General features: G+C 30.4%; 12 protein-coding genes. 1 reads left to right on the top strand and 11 read right to left on the bottom strand.

The window, feature by feature from the left end:
- Positions 1-482: 482 nt before the first annotated feature.
- The 8 genes from HN894_06290 to HN894_06255 form a co-directional block, all read right to left on the bottom strand.
- Positions 483-857, bottom strand: a complete 375-nt coding sequence (locus HN894_06290; GenBank protein ID MBT7142929.1) for a type II toxin-antitoxin system VapC family toxin — start codon at positions 855-857, stop codon at positions 483-485.
- Positions 858-869: 12 nt separating this feature from the next.
- Entirely contained in the window at positions 870-1,067 is a 198-nt protein-coding gene (locus tag HN894_06285; GenBank protein MBT7142928.1) for a hypothetical protein, read from the bottom strand.
- 21 nt (positions 1,068-1,088) lie between these two features.
- Complete coding sequence (locus tag HN894_06280; GenBank protein MBT7142927.1) at positions 1,089-1,268, bottom strand: hypothetical protein; 180 nt, start codon at positions 1,266-1,268, stop codon at positions 1,089-1,091.
- Between the two features lie 31 nt (positions 1,269-1,299).
- Positions 1,300-1,641: a hypothetical protein gene (locus HN894_06275; GenBank protein ID MBT7142926.1), complete on the bottom strand. Its 342-nt coding sequence runs from the start codon at positions 1,639-1,641 to the stop codon at positions 1,300-1,302.
- A complete protein-coding gene (locus tag HN894_06270; protein MBT7142925.1) occupies positions 1,638-2,441 on the bottom strand; it encodes a nucleotidyl transferase AbiEii/AbiGii toxin family protein in 804 nt (267 codons plus the stop codon). The genes HN894_06275 and HN894_06270 overlap by 4 nt, the downstream gene beginning before the upstream one ends.
- Positions 2,438-3,259, bottom strand: coding sequence for a transcriptional regulator (locus HN894_06265; GenBank protein ID MBT7142924.1), 822 nt, complete (start codon positions 3,257-3,259; stop codon positions 2,438-2,440). Before HN894_06265 ends, HN894_06270 begins: the two co-directional genes overlap by 4 nt.
- A gap of 810 nt (positions 3,260-4,069) precedes the next feature.
- A complete protein-coding gene (locus HN894_06260) occupies positions 4,070-4,612 on the bottom strand; it encodes a hypothetical protein (GenBank protein ID MBT7142923.1) in 543 nt (180 codons plus the stop codon).
- A 613-nt stretch (positions 4,613-5,225) separates the two neighbouring features.
- A complete protein-coding gene (locus tag HN894_06255) occupies positions 5,226-8,510 on the bottom strand; it encodes a glycosyl hydrolase (GenBank protein MBT7142922.1) in 3,285 nt (1,094 codons plus the stop codon).
- A gap of 309 nt (positions 8,511-8,819) precedes the next feature.
- Here HN894_06255 and HN894_06250 point away from each other — a divergent pair, with 309 nt between their 5' ends.
- Complete coding sequence (locus HN894_06250; GenBank protein ID MBT7142921.1) at positions 8,820-9,404, top strand: hypothetical protein; 585 nt, start codon at positions 8,820-8,822, stop codon at positions 9,402-9,404.
- A 385-nt stretch (positions 9,405-9,789) separates the two neighbouring features.
- Here HN894_06250 and HN894_06245 read toward each other — a convergent pair whose 3' ends face one another.
- From HN894_06245 to HN894_06235, 3 genes are all read right to left on the bottom strand, one after another.
- A complete protein-coding gene (locus HN894_06245) occupies positions 9,790-10,206 on the bottom strand; it encodes a DUF3795 domain-containing protein (GenBank protein MBT7142920.1) in 417 nt (138 codons plus the stop codon).
- Between the two features lie 72 nt (positions 10,207-10,278).
- Entirely contained in the window at positions 10,279-11,445 is a 1,167-nt protein-coding gene (locus HN894_06240; GenBank protein ID MBT7142919.1) for an acyltransferase, read from the bottom strand.
- Between the two features lie 27 nt (positions 11,446-11,472).
- A complete protein-coding gene (locus HN894_06235; GenBank protein MBT7142918.1) occupies positions 11,473-12,063 on the bottom strand; it encodes a DUF1287 domain-containing protein in 591 nt (196 codons plus the stop codon).
- Between the last annotated feature and the right edge of the window lie 26 nt (positions 12,064-12,089).

The following is a 12,089-nucleotide window of genomic DNA, read 5'->3' as shown; positions in this document are numbered from 1 at the left end:
TCACGGGAATATGTTGAACTTTTGTTAAATAATGTCATCTATTGGATTTTTAAAGTTTATAAAATTATTCCCCCAAACATGTGTTTATATTTTTGTTGTTTTACTCGATTCAAAGCATAATTTCGTTCAACTTTGTTATAAATTATTAATGTTAATAATACCTTTGCAAAAATAATAGAATTCTGACGGTTGTCAAACTATTTTTGTCTTTTTTCTACAATTTTATCTTTATTCATTTCCATAAAATGTAAAGAGTGAGAAAAAATTGAATTTATGGTAAAATAATTGTGGGAAATGTTGAACAAAAAACACTATAAATTCCACCTCCCTCCAAATTCCCCAAATTATTAAAATTATATATAAGCCAAATCCTTCATTATAAATCCACTGGCTTGGGTTTAGTCCAATCCCGATTTTTCATCGGGAAGTCGGGCTCAGTAGTTTTTCGCTGTTTTTATATTCTTATGTGTTAGCACACATAGTTAATTTTCAAAATACTTATTGATGATACCGTCATTAGTAATAATTTCTAGGGATTTTGTTTTAACTTGAGATATTATCATTCTGTCAAATGGGTCTTGGTGATGAAATGGAAGTGTAAGAAGTGTTTCTAAGTCTTCAAAGTCAAATTCAAGGATAATGAACTCTTTTTCTTTGAGATAGTTTTCCAAATCCTTAAAGCTAACCTTTAGTTTGAGTTTTCCGATGCTTACTTTTATTGCAATTTCCCAAAGACTAGCATTACTTATAAAAATCGTATTACTCTTTTCTTCAATTATTATTTTCGTATCTTTCTTTATTCTCTTATCGCCTACAATATACCAAAGTAGGATGTGTGTATCAATTAAATAATTTATTTTTGATATTCCCTAAAAATCATTAATCGGTTCATTAAAATCGTCGGAAACAAATTCAATAAGATCTTTCCCCGAACCGAAAATTGCAGACTTGCTCTTGGAAGTTACACTTAATTCCTTTTTTAATGATAATAATTTATTAATTGAATACTGGTCGCTTAATTTTGTAATCCAATCAATAAGTTCAATTTTTACAGTATCTGCATTCATATTTCATTAACTTTTAATATTCTAATTACAAAGATACATATTTTTGTTCAACTGTTTTTCTCTTTCTTGCATGTGTGAACCGGGTTGCTTACGTCCCCCAAGGACTGTGCTTGCATGTTTCCCTGCACACACAGGCAAACCAAATGTGCTATTTGTGCAGTGGCTTTCTATTTCTATATTTTCTTGTAGCAAATTTATCATTCTCAGGTCTCTGTTTTGTTTGTGCCCAACATTAGTATAAACAGAAAATTCCGTTTATTTCTTTATTATTATTTTTTGTTTTAAATGTCCATATCGTCGAAAGGATTAGCAATATCATTGAACTTTGTATGGTTCTTCTTGAACCATCAAGAAAGTACTTAAATAATGTATTTCCTTGAACTTTCTTTACTAATGTTTTAATTGATTTTGATGTTTTTAGACTTTTATCAGTTTCTCCGCTTCTTTTAACTTTTATTCCTTGTTTATCATCATATTCAAGTTTTGGCACTTCAACATTCTCAAAACAGTATTTATACGATTTGTAATTTTTCCCGTTAGTTTCTTTCGCTATGTAGTCTAAAATACTTTTCATATTTCCAGTTTTCTTAAATATCTCATTGTTTCTCTTTCTACTTGCTCAAACTCTGGTAAATCTTGAATTTGTTCTTTCATAGACTTCTGCCAACGAGCTTGATATTGCGGTAATCGTTGTTCTAATTTTATGAAAAATTCCTTTGGATTAACCTTTTTACTTTCACACTTAGCAATAAACTCATTGATATAAAAGTCAAGTTCTAATCCGTGTGTTTCAAGTAAATACCATATATCATAAAAATCTCGTGCTTGCATTCTTTGCATTACTGAACGAAGTTTTTCAACAAGAATTTCTTCAAGAGCGTAACAAAGTAATTTATGTTCTTCTTGGTCAGTATAAGTTAGGAAAACAAGTTTGTTAATTGGTTCAAACTGTAATTTCTCACTTTTCGAAATATCAACTTTAACACGTTTATTTATTCCCATTCCGCCAAGCGGACCGATATAACTGATGTAGAAATTTATTCCACCATTTTGGTGTTCATTATCATCAATTATTTCTAATGGTATATTGGCTTCTTCTCTAATATATTCAAATACCTCATTAAAGTAATCGAAAATTTGTTGATTTGAAATTTTGTAATATAATAATGTAAAATCAAGGTCTTCCGAAAATCTATAATCTTCAAAATATACTTTCTTCAATACTGTTCCACCTTTAAAAGCAATTGCTTTTGATAATTCATTATGCATAGCCACACCTTGCAAAATCCAAGATAGAATATAATCCTTTTCAATTTGCTGGTCTCGAACACCTACTGCTCTTGCTTTCTTTTGTATTTCTCCCGGTTTTATCACGTATAAATAGCTGTTTTAATGGTTTCTGTTTCAATATTTTGTTGAATACTCCATTTGGTTTTTATTTTTCCTGATTTTGGAAGTTCAGTATCTAAAATCACAACAGAATTTGTTTTTAATTTCTGTAAGTCCTCAATTATATTTGTTTCAACTTTTAATATTTCTAAAATGAATCCTAGTCTTTTCACTACTGCTTGTGAATTAAATTTAATAGCATATTCTAATAAAATATTAAATTTGATTTTATCACGAGAAATATAAATGGCTCTTGCTATTTCAACAATTCCACCTGAGTAATCAGGTTTGAAAAGGCAATCAATAATTGTTTTTTCAAGGTCTGAACAAACAACTTTATTAAAATTATCTATCCATATTTTCTTTGTTCCAAAAAAATGGGTTTCATTATGATAGATAAATTGAAATGGTACTTCTTTAACTTTAATTGTTGATGGTCTTACTTGTCTTGAAACTACAATTTGTTCTTTTAATGACGGTTGAGTAATTAAATTGTAAACTTGTAAGGCAGAATAGTAGCCAATGTAATATTTTGCATCTTGCACTAAATATTCAGCTAACAAATGCCAGTCTGGCATAAATGTTTCAGCATCTTGTTCGTACGGAATTACGTAATACAATCCTCTTTTTACTCTCATTAAAAGTCCCCTGCGCGTCATATCGCTAAGAAGTTCTCTTAATGCACTATCATTAGATTTGGGCAATGCTTTTTTAGCAAGTTCATAGTCAAAACAATGTCTGTCTTGTTCATTAAAGAATGTCAGGATTTCATTAGACTGCTTTGATATGTACTTATTTCTCATAGTTACTTTATCAGATTAAAACTGCTTACAAAGATATAAAACATAATTCAATAGAATTGCAATAAATAGAGTTAAATTATTAATCATAGTATAATTGTCAGATATAACCTGTTTTAATTACTATAATCAATCTGTTTTTTTGCGAGCGTTGGCAAGAAATAGCTCTTTTGGTTTTTTCGGATTGATGTTTTACGTGTCGGCAAAACCAAATGTGCTATTTGCGCCGTGGACATTTCATTTCAATCTTTTCTTGGAGCAAATTTGCTATTCTATTTCGCTTCATTAACTTGGTCACAACTAACTAATATGCCCACCCAAGTGCCCAATATTTGACATATCACTCATATGTAAATTATATTTAGTTTGTTTTAAATCAGGCATTTGAATATTTTGTTCCATAAAAGTCAGTTGCCTATATTTATTTTTTGCGAATTTATAAAAAATCTGTCTGACATTTTATATAGGCAAGATTTTTATTTGATACATATGTGTATATTTCTGTTGTTTTACTCAATTCAATGCAAAATTTTGTTCAACTTATTAAAAATTAATTTAATGTTAAAAATACTTTTGCAAAAATAAAAGAATACTGATAGTTGGCAAAGTATTTTTGACTTTTTTCCTTAAATCCCATCTCTGTGAGATATGCCATCAGAGCATCAACTCAAATTTTCTTTTGCTTAATGAACCGCTAAGTACGAGACCCGTACGCTTAGAGGTGTGAGATGTACACTGGCGGTTATTTGACCATCATCTGCCTACTCTAATAGAGCATGTTTCTTTTCATAATATTCACAATTATCCTATTTATCAATACGTTAATCCAATAAGATTATCAGGTTTGTATTGTTTAATATTGAAATCAATATTTTGTATCTTGTAAAGAACTTGTTTAATTAATCTCATTGTAGCATAATGCTCAAAGAGTAATTCATATTTATATTCTTTTTGTTCATCAGTCAAAATTTCAATATAATTTCTAGTTCCTTTTTTTATTCGATCAGGACTTCTTGGTCCAGGGTCTGACTCTCCATTATATCCAGCATATATAATAGTTAGATTTTTAATTTTATTGAAATCTAAATTAATATTTTTGTCTTGTGTTTCAATTATAAGCATATCATTATTAATAGACAAGAAACCTAATTCAATATAGGTTTTAGAACTAACTATAAATATAGGTAAAAACACCATAAAAAGCAATAATGATATTAGCTGTAGTATTCTATATATTATTGTACCTGAATCAAGGAAAATAATTAACAGAATACTAAATATAAAAGTTACAAGCATTCCAATAATGCAGTTCTTTAAAAATCTAGAATATTTAGTTTTTATAATTTTTATTTTCATAATTAAACTACAGATATACAATATTATTTTTGACATAATATCCTTATTACACTTCATTAAATAGGCTCTAACTAACTAATATGCCCACCCAAGTGCCCAATATTTGACAAATCACTCATATGTAAATTATATTTAGTTTGCTTTAAATCAGGTATTTGAATATTTTGTTCCATAAAAGTCAGTTGCCAATATTTATTTTTTGCGAATTTATAAAAAATCTGTCTGACATTTTATATAGGCAAGATTATTATTTGATACATATGTGTATATTTCTGTTGTTTTACTCAATTCAATGCAAAATTTTGTTCAACTTGTTAAAAACTAACTTAATGTTAAAAATACTTTTGCAAAAATAAAAGAATCCTGATAGTTACAAAGTATTTTTGACTTTTTTCCTTTGATTCTATTATTATTGATTTAATAAAAAAATGTAAGCTATCATAGTACTGAATATTTACTTTTTCCTGATAAAAAAGTAAAGAAAGAACAGCTATAACAAATCTGGAAATGTTTCTGCAAAACACAGATAGATAAAGCTTTAATCTCCTGCTATGTTAATTTTCAAACCATAAAATATTGAGTTTATGACAATTTTGTATGTGCTAAGCTTGATTTACTTCAAATTAAAAATAGGAAATCGTCCCGGAGTGTAAGGTGCTTTTATTTCTTCGAGCCGTGTTTCTATTGATTTCAGGTCTTTTTCAATCAAATTTTTTAGATTTTCTATTATAATCTCAAATTCTTCTTTGGCAATTTTAAATGAATTTGTGTGAGTTTTTGTTGGGGCAGAGCTGGTAAGGCTTAATTCGTAAGTAATTGTGCTAATCCTGTTCAATATTGTAGGGGCTTGATTGTCGTTGCGTTTGCTCAAAGTAGGGTCTCCATTTAGAATTTCAATAATTTTTTGTGATTCGTTCAATAGTTTTTTTGCATCAGCTTCTAATTTTTGCGATGTATTTCCTGAATTATTCAGAGCTATTCTTATTAGTTTGGCTTTGTGGTTCAAGTCGGAAGCCAATTTGTTAGCTGCTTTCATACTTCTGTTTATTTCGGCAATATCGTCGAGAAAATAGGAAAGAAGCTGTCTGTTTCTGTCAATATCTGCAGAAGATAGTAAAGGAACAACTTTAAATGGAGTAGGTGGGAACAATTCTGAAACTGAATCGTTTACACATTTGGAGAGTGATATTTTGTAATTTCCCGGAATAATTAATTTTCCTGCATCGCCAAATGAGTATCTGCCCGGTTTTGGAGTAATAAATCTTGCAGGAGATGTCGATGGGTGTCTTAAATCCCAGGTAATTCTATGAATTCCTGCATTTGCAGAAGATCGTAATTTTCTAATGATTTTATCATTCCTATCAAAAATTGTAAAAATCAAATATGGTTTGACTTCAGTATCTTCAGCTTTTAGTTCTAAATAGTCTGGATAAGCGATGTCGGTGTTTTTTTCTAAAGCATCTTTTTCTGCTTTTTGTCTTTTTTGTTTTACTGTTTTAATATCGTTTTTCAGATAATAGTAAAAACTTGCACCATATTGTGGATTTTTTGCTGTGTAATAGCTTTCGCCTTGTACTCCTTTATTCCTTAAGTTTAGCGGTCTAGTTTGTGAAAACAATAAAGCCTCATTTATTGGAAAAATAAAACTTTCTTTCTCTTTAAATTCACCATCAATCAATCGAAGAGGAGAATAATCGTCTAAAATATAAATTCCTCTTCCAAAAGTCCCAAGCACCAAATCGTTTTCTCTTTTCTGAATATCAATATCTCTGACCGAAATTGTTGGTAGTCCGCTCTCTAACTGAGTCCATTTTTCCCCACCATTGTTGGTGAAATAAACCCCAAATTCTGTTCCTACAAATATTAATTCAGGTTTAACATGATCTTGAGCAATTGTATGCACCGTACCATTTTCTGGCAAGTTACTGCTAATCGAAATCCATGTTTTTCCTTTATCTGTACTTTTTAAAATATAGGGTTTAAAATCGGCTCTTTTTCTATTATCGAAAGATGCGAAAACTGTATTTACATCAAAATTTGAGGTATAGATACAACTAACATAAGTCAATTCAGGAATACCTTTGAATTTGTCAAATTTTTTCCAATTTTTTCCGGCATCTTCAGTAATTTGAATTAGCCCATCGTCTGTTCCAATATAGATAAGATTTTCTTGTAGAGGAGATTCAGCTAATGAAACTATATTTCCGAAAAGCGAAGTTGAAGCATTTTTTGCCACAGCATCAACGCTTTGAATTTTATCCATAACCGGAAGAGAATTTCTGTCTAACTGACGTGTCAAATCAGGACTGATTGTCTCCCATGAATTTCCCATATCGTTGCTTCTAAACAGTTTATTTGCAGCAAAATATAGTCTGGTATGAGAATGCGGACTTATAATTAAGGGGGAATTCCAATTCCATCGATAGGGAGCTTCATCCTTAGCTTCTTTTGGCTTGATGCCAATTCTTTCGCCGGTTTCTTTATCATATCTTACCAAACCACCATATTGCCACTGCGAATACACAACATTTGGATTTGTCGGATCTACTTGCGATTCATATCCATCGCCACCAACCGTGATAAACCAGTCGGAGTTTACTATTCCAGCAGTATTTGTAGTTTGTGAAGGTCCACCCAAAGTGCTGTTGTCCTGAGTTCCTCCATAAACATTATAAAATGGATAATCGTTATCAACAGTAATTCTATAGAACTGTGTTACAGGAAGGTTTGCGATATATTTCCAGTTTTTAGCATGGTCGAAAGTTTCGTAAATTCCACCATCGCCACCTATCAAAATGTAATCGGTATTTTTGGGATCTATCCATAATGCGTGATCATCCACATGGCGAGATTTGTTTCCTAAATTATTCCATGTTTTGCCTCCATCTTTGCTGAATTTTGTCCAGGTATCTAATGAGTAAATAATATCTGCTTTTGTTGGATGGCAAATAATTTCCTGATAATATTGGGCACTATTCGACTTATAATTATATTGTTCTACCCATGAAGCTCCTTTATCTGTCGAACGGAAAAATCCACCTTTATCACCACTGGCTTCTATCAATGCAAAAACATAATCGGGATTTGCAGGAGAAATAGCTAAACCAATTCTGCCTAAATCGCCTGAAGGTAGGCCATTTGCAAGTTTTTGCCAATTTTCGCCTGCATCGTTCGATTTGTAAATTGCAGCCTCAGGTCCTCCATTTATAAGGGTGTAAACATGGCGTCTTCTTTGGTATGATGCTGCATAGATAATATCCTGATTTCGAGGATCGAAAACAATATCTGTTATTCCAGTATTTTCGCTTATCGATAAAATGTTATTCCATGTTTTTCCACCATCGGTCGATTTGAAGAGACCTCTTTCTCCTCCAGCTCGCCACAGCGGACCTTGCGATGCAACATATATGACATTTGAATTTCGAGGATCTACAAAAATTTTGGCAATATGCTCAGAAGTTTTCAGACCCATATTTTTCCATGTTTTTCCGCCATCTTCCGATTTGTAAACACCATCGCCATATGAAACGCTTCTTTGGCTATTGTTTTCGCCAGTTCCAACCCAGATTAGGTTTTCATTGTTTGGGTCTATTGTAATGCAACCTATTGAGTAAGACGATTGACTATCAAAAATAGGATTCCAGGTTGTTCCGGCATTTTCGGTTTTCCAAACTCCTCCTGAAGCCACTGCAACATAATATTCGCTTCTGTTGTTTGAGTTTACAGCAAAATCTACTATTCTACCTGAGGTTAATGCCGGCCCAATGCTTCGGAATTTTAGTCCGCTAAGCGAAACAGATGATTTTTTTTCTATTTCTTTTTGAGAAAAGCTTGTAAAGCTAATTAACAGTAAAAATATAATTAGAATTTGAGAGTTGAAATTTCCATTTATTTTCATGGGTTTATTAAATTTAGTTCTACAATATTTTCTTCAATGCAAATAAACCATTTTTTTTAATAATATGTGGCAATAAAAAAATGGACTATCTTCGTTATACCCATGTTTAAATTAGTAATTCTGATGTGTCGGAACTTTCTGAAATTAAACAGTTTATTCAGGTATTTGTAGGATTTTTGACATTTGCTTTAAGGGACTTCTAATAAGACTTATTAATTGTTTAGATTTCTTAGAAACAATTATAGATTCCTACGAATTAAGATTAATATTAAAATAAATTCATACTTTTGAATAATTAAATAAGAAAGTATGTTTTATAGATTTATTGCGATAATAATTTTGCTTTATGTTTGGACTTCAAATGGTTTTGCTCAAGAAGGAATATCGGACATTTATACAAGTCTTTATGAAGTTAAAACGGAAAGATTTAATCTTAGTGCAACCCGAATTGCTTCCAAACCTTTACGTAATAAAGAAAAATTGCGTAGAAAGGCTATAAATTGGTTTATGCTTCATAGCAATGAAATTTTGGTATTTGAAGACGATATGGAGAATGGAGTAATTAAAGGAAGAGGTTCTTTCATTTTTGAAAATAAAATAACATTAAGAGATAAAATACTGCCACCACGAGCAGCAGAGAAAACTGACGGCAAGATTTATTATACTGTTGTTATTAGAGTTACCGATTCGACATATTATTATAGTTTTAGGGATTTCAATCATAAAGCCTTGAATAATTTTGGAGATACCAGCTTTGGCTTTATTCCAAAACGATTTGATGATTTTAAGAAAGTTTGTGAAGTAGATGATGTTTGGTGCAGATTGGTTTACAAAGAAATGGTTCGCCAATGTAATACTGAAACTTTTGTTAAAATATTGAAGATTAATTGGTAAGCTCTGTTATTGATTTTTTTTGATTCAGTTGTACACAAAGAAATACGTTTTTTTTGTAACTAATCAGTGTATGATAATAAATTGTAACATGCTAAACTAAAGCAAAATAAATAATATAAGCGTAAAGGTCGTCATGCAAATTGCAATGTTTCGCAAAGAAAACATATTCAATAACTTAGCGTTTTTTTTGCGGTTAAAATAAACTTCAGAATAATTATAAATTCAGCACTTTAAACACACTGATTAGTTACATTTTTTTTATTTTCATGGAGAAAAGAAAATATTTTCAAATCTACTGATATTCATAAATTTTGTCATTGATAGATTTTGAAAGTAATATTTTCTATATTTTGTAAAACAATTAGTTACAAATTTGCACACTCTTTTAAATTCTTACTTCCTTACAATTCAAACAATAGTCTCGATGCACACTCAATCCTGAGCCACAGACTTTGCAAATCCACCTATTTTCTTCATTTCTTATAAAACTCTCCAATCCAACTTTTTTAATTGAATCAAGGTTTTCAATCATGCTCATTTTGTATTTTTTTCGGTATCTATTGTCAAGTCTTTTTAATCTTACACAAGGATATTTCGGGCAATCGAAACAAAATCCTGATTTGATTTCTTTTAAAAATTCGCAATTGACAATATTACAGCTTCTACATTGTTTTGGTTTGTTATCATCATCTTTTCTAAAACACCCGCCACACGGTTTTTTATCTCGCATATGTCCAATACAAATTCCACAATTCATTCCACATGCAGCAATCATATTTGCATAGTTCAAGTTTTGATTCATTTGATTACTTATTTAGATATTTTTTCTATTGTATTTACTGTTCTGGCCTGACCATATAAATATTTTTACTATTTATGGGTTAACATTACAGTTTCTTTTGTCTCTTTGTTTTTTAATCTGTTGGATTAGTATTCTGTTTCGAAGCTTTAAAAATGGCTTTTCAATTATTAAATGTAAAATGAATCCACCAATTATAGCTATAGCAATGCAAATCCAAAATGTCCAAATTTCAGTGATTTCTATTTCAAGTTTTTCAATCAAAATTTTGGAAAGATAATACAATTGTTTGTGTGTAAGATATATTGAATATGACAATGTTGCAACAATAAAAGTAAACCTTGATTTGTATCTATACAAAACACAAGTCGGGCTAATTGCTGCAACAACTATTATCCCATATGCAAATGAAATCAGTGGAAAACCAAAAATGGCAGTACTGTAGGAGATAAAATTCTCAATAACTTGATAAGCTATCAAAAATGTCAATAATCCAATAATTAAAACAAGATTTCCATGTTTGCTAATGTATTCTTTAATCTTTGGTTTGAAATTAAATACAGCTGCAATTCCTACTCCTATTAGTAATCCGTCTATTCTATTGTAGCTTGGGTAATACACTTTCTCAATAAAACCTAAAGCCATTTGTCTGCGATTACCATTATCTATAAAAGGTTGTACATACTCATGCCAACTGAAAAACCTAAGAATAAATCCAAGAAAAAGCAATCCAACCATCAAATATGGACTGAACTTTTGAGTACGACTTTTAAAAACTACAACTATTAATATTGGAAGTAATAAGTAAAATTGTTCCTCAATACAAAGAGACCAGGCGTGTGAAAAAGAACTTTGTGTTTTAGCATCTAAACTAAAGTTTTGAGTAAATGTCAAAAATCTCCATAATGGAGGTAAACCTGAACCCTCGCGTAAGTTTGGCAATGAATAGTATAAAATCAGAACTGCAATGAAAGCTGGTATAATTCTAAAAAATCTCTTTAAATAGAATTGTTTGAATGAAATTGAATTTGATATGCGAATCTCATTTAAAAGTTGATAACCAATCAAGTATCCGCTAAGCACAAAAAATAAATCTACTCCAGTCCATCCAATTTGTTTTACAGGTTCCAACCATGAAGGAACACCTTTTCCAAAATGAAAAATCATGACGAGTAAAATAGCAATTGCTCTTAAATGGTCTAAACCGTGAAGTTTATCAGGTTTATGGTCAAATAACTTCATTATTAGTAAATTGTCATTTTCATGTTGTTATTCTGGCAAAATACTTTTTTTCAAATATCTGTAATGCCCAATAATTTCATATTTAAAAAGGCAATCTTCTAAAACTTGTCCATCTCCAATATTGTGAACAATTAAAAACCGTTTACCATCATTTGATTTTTTATTAACCACAATTCCAATATGTACTATTCCACCACCCAAACTCCAACAAACAATTTCACCGGGCAAGTAATCTTCAGATTTTTCTGATATGATTTTTTCTTCTCCTTTTCTTTTAAAAAAGGTCATTAAATTAGGAACTCTTCTATGATCTATATTTTTGTCTGTAGTTTTTAGCCCCCAATTTTTAGGATAAAGATTAAAATTATCCTTCATATCTTCGTGGACTTCTTTTTGTAAATCAATTCCAATTTTTCTATAAGCTCGAATAATTACATCTGTACAAACTCCCTTATTGCTTGGTATGTCTCCATTTGGATAACTGATTGAGAAATAAGTTGGATCATATGTTACTTGCTGTTCTGTCAAAACTATGGCAGAATCTGCTAATTCAAATTCTACTTGCGAAAAGCAAAAATTGAAAATTAATGAAAATAGTATAATTAGTTTTTTTCTCATTTCCGATTATAGCCAATCTATACTGT

This window comes from Bacteroidota bacterium (assembly GCA_018692315.1).
Classification (GTDB): domain Bacteria; phylum Bacteroidota; class Bacteroidia; order Bacteroidales; family JABHKC01; genus JABHKC01.
The sequence above is the reverse complement of the archived record's forward strand: the minus strand, read 5'-3'. Positions and strand labels throughout refer to the sequence as shown.